Source organism: Dethiosulfovibrio russensis (genome assembly GCF_021568855.1).
GTDB lineage: Bacteria > Synergistota > Synergistia > Synergistales > Dethiosulfovibrionaceae > Dethiosulfovibrio > Dethiosulfovibrio russensis.
Genome location: NZ_JAKGUG010000014.1, coordinates 1 through 19,106, shown reverse-complemented (window position 1 = coordinate 19,106; position 19,106 = coordinate 1). Strand labels below are relative to the sequence as shown.

The window sequence follows — 19,106 nt, the reverse complement described above, 5'->3', positions numbered from 1 at the left end:
TGCTTGGAGGTACTCAGTATCTCGCTCTGTGAACAAAGTATATGTCTTTCTTTTCTCAGCCGCATCGGGAGAAAAACCTCATGGACGATAGGTAAAAATACCTATATCAGGTGTATGTTGCATAATCGAATATACCTAGATGATCCCCCCCTCTTTAGAGGATACAATGCCTTTAGACGATATCGGCGAGGAGGCTAGTTAGATGAACGATCTTACCGCTGAACTGAAGGAAAACACCCTTGGCTGGGGTGCCGATCTGATCGGCGTGGCAGATATCTCCGGGCTGAAAATGCCGTTTCCGCGGGCCATATCGGTGGCTGTTGCTCTGGATCCCGAGATAGTCGAGTCCCTATCCGACGGTCCGAGCCTGAGATACCAGGATGAATATACGTCGGTGAACAGCAGAATAGACGACATACTGAATCGAATACTCCGTTTTTTCTCCGACCGAGGACACAGAGCGGAGATGGAGACCGCGTCCTCTCCCGACTTCGACCGCCGGACCTTGAGCGCCTCCTTCCCCCACAAAACCGCCGCGACCCTGGCCGGACTGGGCTGGATAGGAAAGAACGCCCTTTTGATCACGGAGGACTACGGCTCGGCCGTTCGGCTCGGCACTATATTCACCGATGCCCCTATCGATGCCGACGTCCCGGTCTTAGAATCCCGCTGCGGAACGTGCAGCGCCTGTCTACAGGAATGTCCCGTCAACGCTCCTGGAGATAGAATCTGGCGTCCCGGAATGGACCGAGGTTCGCTGGTGGAGATAGAGGCCTGTATGGGGCAGCTGAGCTCCTTCATGGACGAGAGGGGCCTGAAACACGCCATCTGCGGAATATGCATAAGGTGCTGTCCCTGGACTGAGAGATACCTCCGAAAAGATAGGCCCTGACGGCTGTCCCGGCGTTAAAAGCCGTGGTACCATGTCATCGATATCCTATCGATACGGGGAGGAATAACGATGACGATGCACTGCATAATACATAGAGACGACGATCCTTTCTTCAATCTCGCCATGGAAGAGGTTCTGTTCGGTCGATCCTCCGAGACGGGGGACGGCTACATAATCCTCTGGAGGAACAGGCCGACCGTTGTGGTGGGACGTTTCCAAAACGCCGCAGGGGAGGTCAACTCGCCCTTTCTCCGAGAGAAAGGAGTGGCGGTCGTCCGTCGCACCACCGGCGGAGGAGCGGTGTATCACGACCTGGGCAATCTGAATTACACCTTCATCCTGCCGGTCGGAGACAGGGATTCTCGGGGATTGGACTTCGCCCTTTACACCAATCCCCTTCTGGAATATCTGGACAGCATAGGGGTGAAGGCGGAGCTTACCGGGAGAAACGACCTCACCATAGAGGGCAAGAAATTCTCCGGTAACGCCCAGCACGTGAGCAAAAACACCATGCTCCATCACGGTACCATAATGTTCGACTCCTGTCTGGAGGACGTGGCCGCCTCCCTTTCGGTCGATCCGGAAAAGTTCAAATCCAAAGGAGTCGCCTCGGTCAGAAGCAGGGTGACCAACGTAGCCCCTCATATGCCGAACCCCATGCCGATGGAGGATTTCATAGAGGGCCTGATGTCCCACTTCGCCGCCCCCTTCGGAGAGACCGCCCGTTCCCTGGATGACGACGAGGTACGGGAGATCTCGGAGATGAGGGACTCCAAGTACGCCACCTGGGACTGGGTGTGGGGCAGCTCGCCCCCCTTCTCCCTGTCGTCGGAGCGCCGCTTCGAAAAGGGGAAGGTGCAGATCTATCTGGACGTAAAAGAAGGTACGATAGAGAATGTCGCCATAAGGGGAGACTTCTTCAGCGTGGCCGATCCTTCCGATATGGAAAACGCCCTCAGAGGCGTCCGGTTCGATCGTAAGGCCGTCTCGGAGGTTTTGTCGTCACTTCCTGTGAAAAAATACATCCTGGGAGTCTCGGCGGAAGAACTTACGGATCTGGTGGTAGACTGATGTCTCAGAGCTTTCGAACCGCCCGGATCGACGACGTATCGTTGGCCTATACCGTTGCGGGACAGGGAGAGCCTCTCCTTTTGATCATGGGCTTCGGCGGTACCATGGACTTTTGGGGATTCCCCTTCGTCTCGACCTTGATGAAAAAATTCAAGGTGATAGCCTTCGACAATAGGGGAGTGGGAGAAAGCTCCATAGGCACAGAGCCCCCTAGCATCGATAGGTTCGCATCCGACGCAGCGGGACTTTTGGACCATCTCGGGATCGAATCGGCCCACGTTCTCGGCTGGTCCATGGGAGGTTACGTTGCCCAGGAGTTGACACTGGCTCGGCCGGAGCTTGTCAGGGACTTGGTACTCTACGGTACCTGCTGCGATCATCGCAATGTTATGGAGCTCCGTCCCGGAGCTTCCGGCAACCTCATGAACACCTCGGTATCCGACGTTGAGAGGACCGAGATCGCCTTGAACATGCTTTTCCCTCGTCCATGGCTGGACTCCCATCCCGGTTTCGAGAAAGCCTTTCTATCCCGACCTATGACCGTCTACTCTCGTTGCGCCGAGGGCATAGCGGGACAGGTCAAGGCCATAGCGTCCTGGAAGGGATGCTGTGACAGAGTACCGTCAATATCCGTCTCAACCATGGTGGTGGCCGGAGAGATGGACGGAGTCATCCCGGCGTCTCTGTCCAGAGAGCTGGCGAAAGCCCTGCCCGACGGTTCCTTCCGCTCCTTCTCCGATGGAGGCCACGGTCTGGTCTACCAGTACCCGAAAGAACTGGCCGAGATGGTGACGGAGTTTCTGCCTTGATGGGTTTCGGTGTAATATTTATTTGACTCGATTCACTGACTTCAAGAAGGGAGTGAGGACGATCATGAAAAAGTATCGTTTTATTGTCTTGCCTATTCTGGCCCTTTTCGTGCTTGCGGCTACCCCTCTGTGGGCGGATATTTCCCCTGTGGGAGAGAGGGTCGGCACCTGTCTCGGAGACAACGACGTCTATAAAGTCCATGCCGACGGAATCGACATAGGTTACTGTCTGATCGGTTCGGGAAAGCCGCTTTTGATGTTGACCGGTTTGGGATGCACCATGGACGATTGGCCTGAAGAAATCGTCGAAAAACTCTCCGCCAGATATCAGTTGGTGCTTATGGACAACAGGGGCATGGGTTTTTCCTCCGAGGACGGTACGGATTTCTCCTATCCTTTGTTCGCTCGCGATGTCCTGGCCCTTATGGACGAGCTGGGGCTGTCCAAGACCTACGTTCTGGGATACTCCCAGTCCAGCGTCACTACTCAGCAGCTTCTCCTGAGCGCTCCGGAACGATTCGAGAAGGCCATAATACACGCCACCTCGGTGGACGGCTCCTCCGTGGCCGATTCTCTCTCGAAAAAATCCGAGAAGATGTCGGAAAGCCTGTCTCCGGTGGTGAAGAGGCAGCTGGAGGCTGCCAAGACGTGGAAGAGTCCTTTGGATAGGTTGTCGAATCTCTCCATGCCCGTGATGTTTCTGGTGGGAACCGACGATACGGTGGTGGGAGCCGATAGCTCGCTTAAACTGGTGTCGGTGGTGCCGGGATCGTGGCTCATAAGGTTCAAAGGAGGAACTCACAGACTTATGTACGAGGCTCCAAAGGATTTCGCCAGCGTCGTTACTCAGTTTCTCGAGCTGAATGAGATAGTGGAACTGCCTGAATAGATGTCGAATTGACGGTGTGGATCTGGCATGACGGACGAGCGAGAGGCTATGATCGAGAAGGCCCGGAAGCACAGGAACAGAAAGGTCCATCGGACTCACGTCCCTGTGATGAAGGGGCCCGATCCCGATAAAGTCCACCCCAGAAAGAGGTATTCCCAGTTGGTGTTTCTCAAAAACGTTGTCAAAAGCCCCAACATAATAGTGGGAGACTACACCTACTACGACGACATCCGAGGGGACAGGCCGCTGGAGTTCGAGAAAAACGTAATCCACTCCATGCAGGAAAAACTGATCATCGGCAAATTCTGCTCCCTCGGGGCCGAGACGGTGTTCGTCATGAGCGGTGGAAACCATCCCATAGACAACGTAAGCACCTACCCCTTCGGTCTCATGGGCAGCGGCTGGGAGCCAGCGCCATTCAGACCGGTTCTAAAGGGAGACATAACAATAGGAAACGACGTCTGGATAGGCTTCAGGGCCACGATACTGGGTGGCGTGACCATAGGAGACGGAGCGGTTATAGGGGCGGGGGCGGTGGTCACAAAAGACGTCCCTCCCTACACGGTGGTGGGTGGAAACCCGGCGTCGGAGATAAAGAAGCGCTTCGACGACTCGACCGTGGAGATGCTGCTGAAGCTGAAGTGGTGGGACTGGCCGCCGGAGAAGATCACCAGTAACGTGACTGTTCTGGCTTCTCCATCGGTGGAGGCTCTGAAGCGATGTCGTTAAAACTGGGGACTATGAAAGACGTAAGATAAGAGTGGAGTGATATCTCTTGTATTTCAAGAAGATGATTGGGGAGATATGCTACCTTTCGCCGGTGGACCCGGACGACGCTCCGGTGTTCACCCGATGGATCAACGACTACGACGTTACCAGATACCTGACGGAGGCGCCGTCGTGCTATCCCCTTCAGGCCGAGAGGGAGGCTTTGGATAAGCTCTCTCGGGAGCACAACTACTGTATCGTCGATCTGGAGACAGACGCCCTTCTGGGAATCTGCGGCTTCATGAACCTGAACCATCTGAACCAGACAGCCGAGGTCGGCATATTCATAGGCGATAAGGACTACTGGGGCAAGGGATACGGAGGGGAGGCCCTCTCTCTGCTTGTGAGATACGGCTTCGACGTCCTGAACCTTCACAACGTGATGCTCCAGGTGGTGGCTTACAACGACAGGGCCATCAGGTGCTACGAGAGGATCGGCTTCAGGACCTTCGGCGTCAGAAGGGAAGCGGTCCTCCGGGAAGGCAAGAGACACGATAAGGTCTACATGGAGATTACCAGGTCGGATTGCGACTCCGACTAGAGAGGATGGTTAGATTATGAACGTTGTCCCAGGTCATGTCCGCTTCGGGAGATTGATTCACTATCAGGGATAAAAACAGAAAATAGAATAGAGGTGTGTGGCTATGAGAGGATCGGCGAGGACTTTCGGGTTGTGGCTCCTGTTGTCGGTATCGGCTCTTTTCCTGGGCGGGTGCGGTTCCGGAGGAGGCTCCGGGGGCGTCTCAGACGGGGTATACGTCATAGGTCAGCTTCACGGCGACATGGCGGAGGAGCTCGCCTCGGTCTGCGAGACGATCCCCTATGTCGGAGGCCCGGTGAACGGAGCCATAATAGTCTCCGATCCCGAGGGGCTCCACTCCTGGTACGACGAGGATAGCATCTCCGCCATGAGGGAGGCCCTCTCTAACGGGCGAGTCGTAGCAATAGAACACGGGACCCAGGACGAGGTGGACTTCTTCATAGACAGGCTTCTCTCCCCGGAGGACGGAGAGGACGCCAGACTCGAGCTGGGTTACGAGATGCCGGTCGGCATGACCTACGTGGAGTTCTACGGGCTGAAGATATTGAGCGACGACGTCTTCGCCTACGTCGTCCTTAACGACGACGAGATGGCCCCGACTGTGTCGAACGATCTTTCGGCCGAGTTCATGGTCTCCAGCGGAGACTCCTATCTTTTTATGAGCCAGGACGTTACCCTTAACGACGGAGACAGGTCCTTCGCCGTGGTCAGAGGCGACGTGACCTTCTCCGTCCGTTTCGATTTCGACGAAAAGGCCTATTATCTCGTCTCGGTCGATGGATTATCCAAGGCCTCGGAGGACGAGCTCGATCTTCCTGTCCTTATGGGAACCGAGTTCTCCTTTACCGGCACGACGGAGGAAACGGAGCGTGAGATGGAGCTCGCTGCCGCCAAAAGGGTTAGGGATTGGATTGAGGGCTCGTCGGAACAGGCACGGGAGGCCGAGAGGTCCCGGGGCGAGTTACAGTCATCGCTCGACCGATCCGGTTCCGGAACGGATCTGACGAAGGTTTCCCAAGTCTATTCGGTCCAGAACGACCTCACCACCTGGGGATTTTCCTACAGGATAATCCACGACATCTACGCCTGCCACAGCTACAACGCCGCGGACGGGGAGGACTCGGACTGGTTCTTCATAAAGCAGAGCGCCAAGCTCAATCCGTCGAAGGAATATCACAACGAATCGGGAAAGGGGAACGACTTCTCCAGCTGCTATTTCTACATCACGAAGTACGGCTTCACCAACTGGCCTGTTAAGGAGAATGGCTCCGAGGACGTCCGTCCCGTCGTTGAGGGCAAGAGCTCTCCGGAGAGCACGATAGGCTCCAAGACGGTGGAGAGCAGCGTCTCCAGGAGCTTCAGCGGCAACGTCGGTTTCGATGGAGCAGGCCCTTCCGGAAGCATCGGTTTCGGGGTCAGTTATTCCTCCTCGGAGAGTTTCTCCATCTCCGAGTGCCAGATAAAGAACGACTCCGAGGCGGTGGAGGCCAAGCAGAGGACCTCCTGGACCTACACCTTCTCCAGACCGACCTCGAAGGCTGCCTCTTTCTCCATATGGGATTTTCCCGATCTGAACGACGCGCCTCTTTCTTCCAGGAGCAACTTCCAGCCGGTAAATCAATGGATATGGAAGATCCCCAAAGAGGCCAGGGACGAGGTCAAGGGTTTCAAGTGCCGTTTCGACTGGCAATCGGGGTCCAGCTCCGGAGCGGCTTACGCCTGGGGTATAAGGATATACGACGTGAGCCACTACGACCATCTCGGCGGGTCTCCTGAGATAACCGTGACCTTTCCCAGCTATCCGCCCCTGATAGCCGCCAACGACGTGAAGCTGGGCAGGGAGGCCCAGTTTACCCCGGTGGATATGGGGACATGCCGGGACTGGGGTGCCTACAGCGACAGCGGTTGGTGCAGGCTGAACATGGTCTCCGGAACCAAGGACGACGTTAAGGACCTAATCGTGACGGTGGAGGAGAACGACACCGGTTCGGACAGGACCGCCACGGTCTACCTTTTCACCAAGGACGGCAAGGGGTACGATTCCTTCAGGGTCTTCCAGTCCCACGTCACCAAGGCGATATGAGCAAAGAGAGGAGGGAGCCAGCACTGGCTCCCTCCTCTTCGTTCGGGGAAGACGGGAACGGGGTTCCCGGTTCTGCCTCTATTAGCTTGGCGGCATATGGATGGCTTTGCCGTTCACGGCCAGAGCCGCCTCGGCCAAAGCCTCTCCAACGGTCGGGTGAGCATGGATTGTGGTCACCACTTCGTCCACCGTCGCCTCCAGTCGAAGTGCCAAGGCTCCTTCGACGATGAGGTCCGTCGCCCTGGGACCTACGATGTGTACTCCCAGGATCTCGTCGTATCTGTCGTCTACGACGAACTTTATCAGTCCGTCGTAGCCCTTCATTATCAGGCTCTTTCCGTTTGCGGACAGGGGGAATCGGCCGATTTTTATCGAATGGCCTCTCTTTACCGCCTCCGCCTCGGTCAGTCCGACCGAGGCCAGTTCCGGCATGGTATAGACGCAGCTGGGAACGGTCTTGTAGTCCATGGCCTTGCTTTCTCCCATGACGTTCTCCGCCGCGATCTCTCCCTCGGCGGAGGCCACGTGGGCCAGCTGTATGGGGCTGCAGCAGTCCCCTATGGCGTAGATTCCCGGAACGGAGGTCGCCATGAAACGGTCCACCGTTATTTTGCCCCTGTCGTGGCGGATCCCTGCGTTTTCGAGATTGAGAGATGCGGTGCTTGCCTTTCTGCCCACCGACATCAGTACTTTCTCCGACTCCACCGAGATGGGGACATCCGGCGTCTCAACCGAGGTGGCGATCTTGCCGCCCTTGTCGGTGAATCCTGTTACCTTCGAGGACGTGTAAAACTTCACCCCGAGGGCCTCCATGCTGGCTCTGGCTATGGCGGAGATCTCCCTGTCTATAGGAGGAAGAACAGTGTCGAGCATCTCGACCACCGTCACCTTCGTCCCCAGTGTGGCGTAGACGCAGGCGAATTCCATCCCTATAACTCCTCCTCCGACCACCGTCATTGACTTCGGCACGGAATCGAAGGAGAGGGCCTCCTTGCTGGTGACTATGCCTGGCAGATCCACCCCCGGAATGGGAGGTATGACCGTTTCCGATCCGGTGGCGACAACTGCGGCGTCGAACTCCAGAGTGTCGTTTCCTATCTTGAGGGATCTGGAGGAGACGAAGGATGCCTCGCCGTAGACCACGTCTATTCCGTTGGCGACCATCAGACCTTCCACTCCGCCGACCAGCTGGTCCACCACGCCGGTCTTTCTGGTCATGAGGGCCGCCCAGTCCACAGAAGCGTCCTTGACGATCAGACCGAGGTCGGAGCCGTTTATCGTCTCGTGATACAGCTCGGCCGTGTGCACCAGGACCTTGGTGGGGATGCAGCCCCAGTTGAGACAGGTTCCCCCCATCCGTTCTTTCTCCACCACCGTTACGGAAGCGCCCAGCTGAGCCAGCTTTATCGCGCAGACGTAACCTCCCGGGCCTCCTCCTATTACCACGACCTTTTTGCCGCCTCTATCGCTCTCTTGGATCGAGGATGCCGCAGGAGAGGTCGTCTCGATAGGTTCGTCCTTATCGGCCGTTTTCGATGGGGCAGGGGCGGGCGCGCTCTCGGCCAAGGACGCAGGGTCCTCCCCGGGCTCTGCTATTATCGCCACGGTAGCTGCCACTGGAGCGTCGTCTCCCTCGGCTACTAGCACCGAGGCCAGGATCCCGTCGCATTCGGCTTTCACCTCGTAGGTGAGTTTATCGGTGGAGACCACGAAGAGCACGTCCCCCTCGGATACGGGATCACCGGCCTTTTTAGACCAGCTTGAGACGGTTCCCTCCGTCATGGTCAGCCCCAATTTGGGCATGGTTATGGTAACTGCCATAAAATCTCTCCCTCTAGAGCAACAGGAGCCACGGAGACTCCAGAAGTTCCTTCAGTCGGGCCAGGAATTTGGCCGCGTCGGCTCCGTCCACCGAGCGATGATCGGCGGTCAGACAGAGGGTGGTCATCGTCCGAATCTCTATCTTTCCGTCCACCACGACGGGCTTCTCCTTCATGGAGTTGACCGCCAGTATGCAGGACTCGGGCGGATTGACGATAGGGGTGAAGCTGTCCACACCGAACATCCCCAGGTTGGTCACGGTGAAGGTTCCACCCTCCATATCCGCAGGCATGAGCCTGTTGTCTCTGGCCCTCGCCACCAGGTCGTCGGTGCCCTTGGCTATATCCAGAAGCCCCTTGTCCTGGACGTCCTTGACGTTGGGTACGAGAAGACCTCCATCTACCGCCACCGCCAGACCGATGTTGACCGACGAGTGCATTATGTAGGTCATGTCCTCCATGTCGGTGGAGCAGTTGCACATGGGCTGTTCCTGAAGGACCCTGGAGCAGGCCATCATGATGATGTCGTTGTAGGAGACCTTGGCTCCCGATTCGGCAGCCGCTGCCTTTACCTTGCCTCTCAGCTCCATCATGGCGGAGCAGTCTATCTCCATGTCGTAGGTGACTGTGGGTACCGTAAGGGTGCTCTCCAGCATCCTCTGGGCTATGATCTTTCTCATGGTGGACATGGGAACGACCGAGTCCGCAGCCTCCTGGCGAACGACCGCTCCTGTGGCGGCCATCACGTCGGCCTTCATTATCCGGCCATCGGCGTTTATCGTGGAGAGATCCATCCCCATATCGGCGGCCATCCTGGCAGCCACCGGCGAAGCCTTGGGGCCTTTCTTGACGGCTTCCAGTACGTCTTTGTTCTTTATCCTTCCGTCCGGGCCGGTTCCGACCACCGTGGAAAGGTCTATTCCCTTTTCCTCTGCGGTCTTTCTGGCTTTCGGGGTCGCCCTTAACTTCCCCTTCGCCAGGGGCTTTGCGATCTGCGACGGCACGGCAGCGACCGTTTCCGTCTCGGTTTTCGAGGCTACCGGTTCGCTCGAGGCGGGGGTTGCGTCGGATACGGACTCGCCCTCGTCTCCTATCACGGCTACATCCGCTCCTACCGGTACGGAGCCGTCTTCGTCCACGTAGACCTTTAGCAAAACTCCGTCCCTTTCGGCTTGGACCTCGTAGGTTATCTTATCGGTGGAAACTACGTACAGGACTTCCCCTGACTTTACGGGATCGCCCTCTTTCTTCATCCATTTGGATACGGTTCCCTCGGTCATGGTAAGGCCGAGTTTCGGCATCGTAAGAGTGGTCGACAAACGAGACACCTCCTAGTTAAGTCCCAGCATGTTCGGCATCCAGGTCGAAAGCTGGGGGAAGAGGATAACGACGATAAGTGCGAGCAGGGCGGCCAGTATGAGAGGAATGGCCGGACGGCTTATGTCCTCTATGGTCAGTCCGCTTATGTTGGCCCCCACGTAGAGGTTTACCGCTACGGGAGGGGTCACCTGTCCTACCGCCAGGTTGATGGTCATCATGACTCCGAACCAGATGGGATCCCAGCCGAAGTGGGCCATGATAGGCAGAAGTATGGGCAGAAACACGTAGTATATGGATATCGCGTCCAGCACCATCCCGGCGAACAGAAGGATTATGTTGATCATGAACAGTATTACCCACTGAGACTGGGATATGCCGAGGAGAACTCCTGCGGCCTTCTCGATCAGGCCCACCGTCGCTCCGACCCAGGAAAACAGTCCGGCGCAGGTAACCACTATCATGACGACCGATGTGGCCACGACGGTGGAGGACAGTATCTCATAGAGCACCTTGAGGGAGTTTATCTTTCTGTAGACGAACACCCCGACGAAAAGACCGTAGAACACGGCTACCGCCGCCGCCTCTGTGGGGGTGAATATCCCCCCGTAGATTCCTCCGAGGATTATCACAGGGGCCAGTATGCCCCAGAAGGATCTCTTGAAGGCCGTGAAGGTTTCCCCGGGTTTGGCCGGTTCCCCACCGCCGTAGCCTTTCTTTTTGGAGACCAGGTAAACCGCTCCCATCATGAAGAGAGCAACTATGGCTCCCGGTATGAATCCGGCGGCAAAGAGGGCTGGTATGGAGACGTTTGCCACCCCGCCGTAGACTATGAAGGCGATGCTCGGAGGTATCACTATGGCTAGTCCCGATGCTACCGAAACCGTGGCAGCGGCGAAAGGCTTATCGTATCCGGCTACAGCCATTCCCGGGATCAGTATCAGGCCCAGTGCCGCGACCGTCGCCGGGCCGGAACCGCTGACCGCACCCCAGAATGTGGCCACCGCCACCGTCGCTATGGCAAGGCCGCCGGTCATGTTGCCGACCATTTTCTTCATGAGGTCGATGATCCGTTCGGCTATGCCGGCCTTTTCCATTATTACCCCCGCCATGATGAAGAAAGGTATGGCAAGCAAGGGAAACTTGGCTATTCCGGCGAAAAAGTTGTATGAGATCATGGGAAGCCCCATGTCCCAGAAGTGGACCACCGCCACCGCCGCTCCTCCCAAGGCCATGGCTATGGGAACCTTTACCAGCAGGGGGACGACGAATAGAATGAGAGTCCATATTGCGGGATCGGAAAAATCCATTGTCTTGCCCCCTTAGTAAGAGTGGTCCCTGAGGGACGTAACCACGTTCTGTAGTATCCTGAAGATCACCAGAACGGAGAAGACCGGTATAGCTATGGTGTAGTACCAAACCGGTATCGCCAGGGACTCGGTTATTACGCAGAGATCTATCTCGTCTTTGACCTCTATGGCTCCGAGCCATCCGAGAACGACGAAGAAAGCTATCGATAAAATTGCCGAGAGAAGGAACAAAACCTTCTTGATACGGTCGGGAAACCTCTCGTATATGAACTCCATTCCCAGATGGGAGCCTTTCTTGAAGGCTATGGCCGTTCCGAGCATGACCACCCATACGAAAAGGTTTACCGTTATCTCCTCGGACCAGGAAAGAGACATCCTTATGAAATATCTGGTTATCACGTTTACGAAGGAGATGGTCACCATTACGGCGACCAGAATCGATCCAAGTATCTCCTCGAAGTGATCGAAAAATTTAGCTATCACTAGCCGCCACCCCTTTCGGTCTGTGAAGGAGGGGAAGGGGAGAGCCGTCCTCCCCCTCCGGTTTCTTTAGTTGCGTGGTTCTTTACTTATTGATGGATGCCATGTCCTCCTCGGCTGCCGCGACAAGCTCGGCACCGATCTTCTTCGTCCAGTCGGCACGTACCTGGGCGGTGGCGTCCCGGAAGGCCTTGAGGTTTTCCGGGGTCAGATTGGTGACGGTCATGCCCTCTTCCTCGCAGGTGGCGTATGGATTGGGATATTCGGGAGTGATATCGATGCTCTCGAGATACGCGATGGATTCGCCGTCGTCGAGACCGGCTCTGGCTATGGCCTTCTGGTACTTCATGGCGTCAACCGCGGCCTGGGCTATGATCTTCTGGTCCTCCTCGGAGAACTTCTTCCAGGTCTTGGGGTTGGCTGCCAGAAGAAGGGGATCGATGACATAGTGCCAGTTGGTGAGGAACTTATGGTAGTTCCAGATCTTGACGGGAATGCAGATTCCGGTAAGAGGGTTCTCCTGACCGTCCACGACTCCCTGCTGGAAGGCGGTGGTCGCCTCGGACCAGTTCATGTTGATCGGGTTGGCTCCCAAGGCCTTGAAGGTGTCGATGTATATGGGGCTGCCGACGACTCGAAGCTTGAGGTCCTTCATGTCTTCGGGGGAGGCTACTTCTCTGACGCTGTTGGTCATCTCGCGGAATCCGTTCTCACCCCAGGCGAGGAACTTGACGCCTTTCTTCTCCACCGCGTCGACCATCATCTTTCCCGATTTGCCGTTTTCGATGGCGTCCATGGCGGCGTAACGATCATCTCCGTTGGCGGAGATGAAGAAGGGCAGAGCCGGAAGGTTAAGCTCGTTGACCTGGGGAGACCAGTTGATGGTCGATGCCAGGGAGAAGTCTATGGCGCCGTTGCGAAGAAGCAGGAACTCGGAAGTCTGCTTACCGGCGAAAAGCTGTCCCGAGTAGTAGACCTTTATGTTCACCCGTCCGTCGGTGCGTTCCTTGACCAGATCGGCGAAGTACCCCGCGCCCATCCCCCAGGGGGTTATGGCGCCGGGAACGACGCTCATCTTGTACTCGTTCTTGTACGCCGCGAAACCGGGAGCTGCGAAACAAAGGACCAGAGTTGCCAGCAGAACCGCAGAAACCACTTTCCTCATGTCTTTCCCTCCTTGATATAAACGAAGCCTATCGAAACATATCGACCGCGTTTTATTCCTGAACGATCACCTCCCGGGCTCTCCGATATCCGGATAACGGCTGTCTTCCGGTTTGAAAAGAGTGAAACCTGTCTCCGGGTCGTGACGACGGACCCAGTTCATCCCTATAAGCTCCACTATCTGCATCTCCACTGTAGCCAGAACGGTGTTCTTTCCGTCGTCTACCAGGTGTCCGCAGTAGGGCGTTTTCTCGTCCAGCGCCACCGTTCCGTGAAGATGTATGGAGGTCTCGCCATCCATGGCTCCTACCGTTCCACAGAGGGCCACCAGTTCCATAGGAGCCTCGATATGGGTTGGATCTTTGTAGGAGGCCCCCGAGGGGGATTCGGAGTCGTCGGATATACACACCACCGTGGCGGATGCCAGGCTTCCCAGAGCGCTCTCGACGGAGGCGCAGGTTATGCCGAAATGGCGGCAGACATCCCTTATCCCCTGGAACAGATCGCTGCCCGGGGTTATCCGGACCGCTATCCGTCTGGCTCCTCTTGGCGTTGCCGCCTCGAAGGTCCCCATAGGCTAGAACATCCTCTTGATGCCCTCTAGGATGGCCTCCGGTTTGAGACGGTAGGCCTGCTCCAGAGGTCTGGCGAAGGGAACCGGCGTGAAGGGAGATCCGAAACGCATTATCGGGGCGTCCAGGTAGTCCAGGCCTTCCTCCGCCACTATTGCGGCGATCTCTCCGCCGACTCCGCCCTGCTTCACAGCTTCGTGTATTATCGCGAGACGGCTGGTCTTGGCCACCGACTCCAGAATGGCGTCCTTGTCTATGGGGGAGATGGTACGAAGGTCTATCAGCTCAACCGAGATCCCCTCTTTTTCTGCCATCGCCGCCACCGGCTTGGCCACCGTCTGAAGACAGTTCGAGTAGGAGACTATGGTCAGATCCGACCCCTCCGTCACTATGTCGGCCTTGCCGATGGGGGTGAAATACTCCTCTACGGGAACATCTCCCTTGGTGTTGAACAGGGCCTTGTGTTCGAAATAGATGACCGGGTTGTCGTCCCTTATGGCCGACTTGAGGAGTCCCTTGGCGTCCGCCGGGTTGGACGGAGCCACTACCTTGAGTCCCGGTATGTGCTGGAATATGGCCTCAAGGCTCTGAGAGTGCTGGGCCGCCGCCTGATTTATCAGTCCGTCCGGGGCGCGAAGCACCATGGGAACGGTCTTCTGGCCGCCGAACATATAGTGGACCTTGGCCATCTGGTTGTATATCTCGTCTCCGCAGACCAGCATGAAGTCGGCGAAGTGCATATCCGCTATGGGGCGCATCCCGGCTAGAGCGGCTCCCACCGCAGCTCCGACTATGGCGGTCTCGGTTATCGGGGTGTCTCGGACCCTATCGGAACCGAAAGAGTCGGGAAGTCCCTTGAACTGTCCGAAAATGCCGCCCTGTCTGGCGATGTCCTCGCCCATCACGAAGACGGTATCGTCTCTCTCCATCTCCTCCTGCATGGCCTCAAGGGTGGCCTGGGAGAATGTGATCTTCTTTGTCTCAGCCATAATAGATCCCTCCAGCCTCTACACGTAAAGATCGTCGAACAGCTCCGAGGGGTCAGGCTCGGGGCTCTCCAACGCATAGCGCACGGCCTCTTCTATGGCCGCCTCCACCTCGCCGTAGACGGCGTCCAGATCCTCTCGGGAAAGAACGCCCGCCTCGAGAACCTTCTCCTCGAACCGGTTTATCGGGTTATTGTTGTCGAAGACCTCCTGGACCTCTTCCTTGGTGCGGTACTTTTCGGGGTCGCCGACGAAGTGTCCCTTTATCCTGTATGTCTTGCACTCGAGAAGAACCGGTCCGTTGCCGGAACGGATGTAATCCACCACTTCCTTGGAAGTCTCGTAGACGGAAAGGACGTCGTTGCCGTCCACCATATAGCCGGGAATACCGTAGCCCTGAGCCCGGTCGGCTATGTCCGCCACCGAGGTCGTGGTCAAATATGGAGTGGTGGAGGCCCACTCGTTGTTCTCGCACACGAAAAGAACCGGTAGCTTCCAGGCCGCCGCCATATTGAGAGCCTCGTGGAACGTGCCTCTGTTGGAAGCTCCGTCTCCGAAGAACACCACGGAAATTCTGCCGTCCTCACGAAGCTTGGATGCCAGAGCCGCTCCGACGGCCAGGGTATATCCTCCGCCGACGATGCCGTTGGCGCCAAGCATGCCTACGCTGAAATCCGCTATATGCATCGAACCGCCCTTGCCCTTGCAATAGCCGGTCTTTTTGCCGAAAATCTCCGCCATCATTCGATTCAGATCGGCACCCTTGGCTATGGTGTGACCGTGTCCTCTGTGGGTACTCTCGATATAGTCTTCCTTGGTAAGGTTGGCCATCACCCCGGTGCCGATGCCTTCCTCTCCGATGTATAGATGGACGAAACCGGGAATATCCCCGGCCAGGAAATGGTGTTCCACCTTCTGCTCGAAGAGACGGATCGAGACCATCTTGCGGTAGAGCTCTATCAGCAGATCTCGATCGTAGTTCTTGACCGGGATCGTCGGCTCTTTTAGGATCGCTTTCGCACACATATGCCGCACCCTCCTCTTTGTGTTGTACCTTTCACCCTCGCACTCGCGTTTTTGGCTATCTATTCCCAACGAAGCTGCAGTCTTCGATACGGGTCAACGTATAAGGTTGGTTTTGCCGAACTTCAGGTGGTCGTGGGTTACCTGTACCGCCCTCTCCACATCCCCCTGTTTCAGTGCGTCCACTATCTCCTTGTGATACGCCAGAGACGTCCAGATATCCTTCTGGGTCGACAGGACGTTCACTCCCACGGCGTGAAACCTCTGTCTCACCTGCAATATGGCGTCCCATATGGTCTGGTTTTCGTATATGAGCAGAAAATAATCGTGAAACTCGCTGTCTGCTCTCAGATAATCGTCCAGATCGCCTTTCTCGCAGGCTTTTTCCTGCTCCTTCAGCAATAGATCCATGTGCTCAAGGTGTTCCTGAGTGAGCCTGTCCGCCACGTTGCGGACAACGAACTCCTCTATGGCCATCCTCATGTCGTAGAACTCCTTGGCGATGACCACCGAGACATTGCTGACAACTGCTCCCTTGTTGGGGATGATATTTATGAATCCCTCCGATTGCAGCCGGAGCAGAGCCTCCCTCACAGGGGTTCTGCTCATATCGAGTTTTTTTGCCAGATTGTTCTCCGATACGTAGTGTTCCTCCGTAAGCTCTTTATCCATGATCATCTGTTTGATAGCCTTGTATGCCAGATCCTTTTTTCGGGTCCTCAATGCGGTGCCTCCTCTCGAAATGGCACTTTCGTGTATGTATTCCAGTTCCATACAAGTTGTACGGCACCTGCGCTATTGCCACTATACGGTAACTAAACTTGAAAATCAAAATGTTTTCGCCTTTTATGCAGTATACTTGAACGTTAAAATACAACTTTATTAAATTTACATAGAAAGCTGCGACTCGAAGTCTGAGCAAAAAAGGTCAAAAAAAACAACCCTGCATTGTTTCATCTGTGTAAAGCCCTTTCGCTGGGGAGCCATGAACTTTAGCGGACTGAATGTTCGGCGTTTTTTGGTGTGTTTCGATAGGTGGAAAAAGCCGTTTTTTTTGCAAAAAACACCTTCGGAGGCGGGGAAGAGCTGTTTTTTTGCCCGACAAAGCCTCTTTGACAGCTAAAAGGGGCCGTGTATAGTTGAGAAGGATTTTCGTGGAAACGGCTGGTATAGTGGTTTTTCGTTTCGAGGAGGAATAATAAAATGACGGAGTCGAAAACGGTTATAACGAAGGTCGATGATGGAGTAGGACGAATCACGTTGAACAGGCCGGAGTCGATGAACACCTTCTCCACCGAGCTGGCAAGAGGTCTATGCGATTCGCTGGAGGCCATGGAGTCCGATCCGTCGGTGGTGGTCGTCGTGCTGGACGGGGCGGGAAAGAACTTTTCCACAGGGATAGACCTGAAAGAGTTTCTGTCCAAAGAACGCCATGAGATTAGGGATTTTTTGCGGCTGATGGACCGACACAACAACGTCCTCTTCTCCATGTCCAAGCCGGTTATCGCCTCGGTTCAGGGCTATACACTGGCCAACGGAGCCGGGCTGGCCCTGGCCTGCGACTTCATAGTGGCGGCGGAGAACGCCGTTTTCGGAACCACCGCAATAAACGTGGGGCTGATCTGTCTGGAGCCGGGGTATCAGCTTTCCCGCTGGATAGGTCCGAAACGGGCCCTTCAGTACGTTCTCACCGGGGACTTCATCCACGCCGAGGAGGCCCTGAAACTGGGCATAGCCTATAGGGTGGTTCCCCCTGAGAAGCTGGAGGAGGCCACCATGGAATTCGCAAAGAAACTGGCCAAAAAGAGCCCTCTTGCCCTGAAGACCGGCAAGAGGGGATTGCAGCAGATAGAAAGCCTGCCGTTGGAGCGGGCCATAGAGGCCGCCGGAGAAAGATTCGCCGCACTGGCCGCGACGGAGGACGCCAGGGAGGGGCTGGAGGCTTTTCTGGGGAAGAGGGAGCCCGTCTGGCGGGGGAGATAGGAGAGGCAAAAAGTTAGAGCCGTTCCTATCGGGTGCCCCTAGCTCTTTATTACCTCCTTTTACGCCGAGGTTTCGGTTATAGTGGACCCGGAAAAAGGGATCCCGAGTAAGTTGCTAGGTTAAGGTCAATAACAGGCTACTATATTATAGGTCTCAGAAAGAGGGGGGACATAATGACAGCCAAACGACAGCGACGTTCGCCTGAATTCAAGACCAAAGTAGCCCTGGCCGCATTGAAGGGAGATAAGACCCTGGTGCAACTCTTAATAAGGAGATCGATCGGTTCAAGATAGATCTGGAGTGGCTTAAAAAATCAGGTGTTGACTCTTGAGGAAAACGGGCCTGTGTGGAATTGAATCATCCACAGATCTGTGTTCGCAGCCAATGTAACCTTCTCGGTTAGAGAAACGTGAGCAGGCGAATGACCACCTGGCTTTGTCGTGAAGGATACAACGTGAATCGCAAGAGAGTCCAACGCCTGATGAGGATCATGGGCCTAGAAGGGCTGGCTCCCAAACCGGGGACCAGTAGATCTCGTCCAGAACGGGAGGTGTATCCTTACCTGCTCCGAAACGTAAAGGTGGGGAAGCCCAATCAGGTCTGGAGTACGGATATCACGTATTGTAGACTCACCTGTGGGTTCATGTATATCGTAGCTGTTATCGATTGGTACAGCCGCTACATCCTCTCCTGGGAGCTATCCAATACTCTTTGACGCTGAATTCTACATCGTAGCTTTGAAGAAAGCTCTGGAGATGTTTCTGTTGAACGGTTCTGGCGGATGGTCAAATGCGAGTGGTTGTGCCTTAATGAACAGGAGCGAGTCACCGATCTATATCGAGACTTACAGAAATACCTGATATTTTATAACGGTGAGAGGCTTCACTCCTCTACGGGGATACCGGACATCGCAGGAGATCTACTTCGGAAAGGAATACCTATAGCAGACTGACGGAGCCTGTCAAGCGAGAAGTCGCAAAAAGATCGAATTGGAATGACTCAGTCTCTGCGCTTTTTCTGGGGCTCTTTCTCCGGGTTCAGATAGACCGTCTCCTCGATGGAGCAGTTTCTTATCGGCCTGTTTCTCCATCTGTCCGGGTGTTTTCTCTTGGCTTCTTCCAGGGTTTTCTTCCTCTTCGCCAGTATCTCCGGGGCTTTTCCTTTATGCCTCTGCTCAGGTGTCACGTAGTTTAAGGCGCTGTGACGGTGGGTATGGTTGTACCAGGACACGAACCGGTAGGTCCAGGCTCTCGCGTTTTCCATGTCCTTGAAGCCACCGCTGGGGAAGGCAGGTCTGTATTTCAGGGTCTTGAAGATCGATTCACTGTAGGGGTTGTCGTTGCTTACCCTCGGTCTGCTGTGTGAGAACAGTACTCCCAGTTTTTCCATGGTGGCCCT

At 55.7% G+C, this 19,106-nt stretch carries 20 protein-coding genes; 10 read left to right on the top strand and 10 right to left on the bottom strand.

Annotated elements, in window-relative coordinates; all coding sequences use genetic code 11:
• Positions 1-202 precede the first annotated feature (202 nt).
• The 7 genes from L2W48_RS12055 to L2W48_RS12025 all read left to right on the top strand — a co-directional run bounded on the left by L2W48_RS12055 (position 203) and on the right by L2W48_RS12025 (position 7,053).
• On the top strand, positions 203-892 hold the full coding sequence (locus L2W48_RS12055; protein WP_236100179.1) for an epoxyqueuosine reductase: 690 nt from the start codon (positions 203-205) through the stop codon (positions 890-892).
• 69 nt (positions 893-961) lie between these two features.
• Positions 962-1,963 carry a lipoate--protein ligase gene (gene lplA / locus L2W48_RS12050; protein WP_236100180.1) on the top strand — a complete coding sequence of 334 codons (1,002 nt, stop codon included), beginning with the start codon at positions 962-964 and terminating at the stop codon, positions 1,961-1,963.
• Entirely contained in the window at positions 1,963-2,772 is an 810-nt protein-coding gene (locus L2W48_RS12045; RefSeq protein ID WP_236100181.1) for an alpha/beta fold hydrolase, read from the top strand. Before lplA ends, L2W48_RS12045 begins: the two co-directional genes overlap by 1 nt.
• A 64-nt stretch (positions 2,773-2,836) precedes the next feature.
• A complete protein-coding gene (locus tag L2W48_RS12040) occupies positions 2,837-3,661 on the top strand; it encodes an alpha/beta fold hydrolase (protein WP_236100182.1) in 825 nt (274 codons plus the stop codon).
• A 108-nt stretch (positions 3,662-3,769) separates the two neighbouring features.
• On the top strand, positions 3,770-4,390 hold the full coding sequence (locus L2W48_RS13130) for a CatB-related O-acetyltransferase (protein ID WP_407928687.1): 621 nt from the start codon (positions 3,770-3,772) through the stop codon (positions 4,388-4,390).
• Between the two features lie 46 nt (positions 4,391-4,436).
• Complete coding sequence (locus L2W48_RS12030) at positions 4,437-4,970, top strand: GNAT family N-acetyltransferase (protein ID WP_236114978.1); 534 nt, start codon at positions 4,437-4,439, stop codon at positions 4,968-4,970.
• Between the two features lie 103 nt (positions 4,971-5,073).
• On the top strand, positions 5,074-7,053 hold the full coding sequence (locus L2W48_RS12025) for a BACON domain-containing protein (protein WP_236100185.1): 1,980 nt from the start codon (positions 5,074-5,076) through the stop codon (positions 7,051-7,053).
• 81 nt (positions 7,054-7,134) lie between these two features.
• On the opposite strand, the gene lpdA is transcribed toward L2W48_RS12025, so the two are convergent.
• From lpdA to L2W48_RS11980, 9 genes are all read right to left on the bottom strand, one after another.
• Positions 7,135-8,874 (bottom strand): dihydrolipoyl dehydrogenase, encoded by a 1,740-nt coding sequence (lpdA, locus tag L2W48_RS12020; protein WP_236100186.1) that lies wholly within the window; start codon positions 8,872-8,874, stop codon positions 7,135-7,137.
• 13 nt (positions 8,875-8,887) lie between these two features.
• Positions 8,888-10,201 (bottom strand): dihydrolipoamide acetyltransferase family protein, encoded by a 1,314-nt coding sequence (locus L2W48_RS12015; RefSeq protein ID WP_236114976.1) that lies wholly within the window; start codon positions 10,199-10,201, stop codon positions 8,888-8,890.
• A gap of 3 nt (positions 10,202-10,204) precedes the next feature.
• Positions 10,205-11,500: a TRAP transporter large permease gene (locus L2W48_RS12010; RefSeq protein WP_236100188.1), complete on the bottom strand. Its 1,296-nt coding sequence runs from the start codon at positions 11,498-11,500 to the stop codon at positions 10,205-10,207.
• A gap of 12 nt (positions 11,501-11,512) precedes the next feature.
• Positions 11,513-11,983: a TRAP transporter small permease gene (locus L2W48_RS12005; RefSeq protein ID WP_005659341.1), complete on the bottom strand. Its 471-nt coding sequence runs from the start codon at positions 11,981-11,983 to the stop codon at positions 11,513-11,515.
• An 82-nt stretch (positions 11,984-12,065) separates the two neighbouring features.
• Positions 12,066-13,145, bottom strand: a complete 1,080-nt coding sequence (dctP, locus tag L2W48_RS12000; protein WP_236100189.1) for a TRAP transporter substrate-binding protein DctP — start codon at positions 13,143-13,145, stop codon at positions 12,066-12,068.
• A 66-nt stretch (positions 13,146-13,211) separates the two neighbouring features.
• A complete protein-coding gene (locus L2W48_RS11995; protein WP_236100190.1) occupies positions 13,212-13,718 on the bottom strand; it encodes a PPC domain-containing DNA-binding protein in 507 nt (168 codons plus the stop codon).
• A gap of 3 nt (positions 13,719-13,721) precedes the next feature.
• Entirely contained in the window at positions 13,722-14,705 is a 984-nt protein-coding gene (locus L2W48_RS11990) for an alpha-ketoacid dehydrogenase subunit beta (protein ID WP_236100191.1), read from the bottom strand.
• Positions 14,706-14,723: 18 nt separating this feature from the next.
• Positions 14,724-15,728 (bottom strand): thiamine pyrophosphate-dependent dehydrogenase E1 component subunit alpha, encoded by a 1,005-nt coding sequence (locus L2W48_RS11985; RefSeq protein ID WP_329604266.1) that lies wholly within the window; start codon positions 15,726-15,728, stop codon positions 14,724-14,726.
• Between the two features lie 93 nt (positions 15,729-15,821).
• Positions 15,822-16,448, bottom strand: a complete 627-nt coding sequence (locus tag L2W48_RS11980) for a GntR family transcriptional regulator (RefSeq protein WP_236100192.1) — start codon at positions 16,446-16,448, stop codon at positions 15,822-15,824.
• Between the two features lie 480 nt (positions 16,449-16,928).
• Between L2W48_RS11980 and L2W48_RS11975 the strand changes: the two genes are divergently transcribed.
• From L2W48_RS11975 to L2W48_RS13195, 3 genes are all read left to right on the top strand, one after another.
• Positions 16,929-17,708, top strand: a complete 780-nt coding sequence (locus L2W48_RS11975; RefSeq protein ID WP_236100193.1) for an enoyl-CoA hydratase/isomerase family protein — start codon at positions 16,929-16,931, stop codon at positions 17,706-17,708.
• Between the two features lie 421 nt (positions 17,709-18,129).
• Positions 18,130-18,423 (top strand): DDE-type integrase/transposase/recombinase, encoded by a 294-nt coding sequence (locus L2W48_RS11970; protein ID WP_407928686.1) that lies wholly within the window; start codon positions 18,130-18,132, stop codon positions 18,421-18,423.
• A 6-nt stretch (positions 18,424-18,429) separates the two neighbouring features.
• Positions 18,430-18,660: an integrase core domain-containing protein gene (locus tag L2W48_RS13195; protein ID WP_369123584.1), complete on the top strand. Its 231-nt coding sequence runs from the start codon at positions 18,430-18,432 to the stop codon at positions 18,658-18,660.
• A gap of 47 nt (positions 18,661-18,707) precedes the next feature.
• On the opposite strand, the gene L2W48_RS11965 is transcribed toward L2W48_RS13195, so the two are convergent.
• On the bottom strand, positions 18,708-19,106 hold a 399-nt coding region (locus L2W48_RS11965), incomplete at its 5' end, for an integrase core domain-containing protein (RefSeq protein ID WP_236100194.1).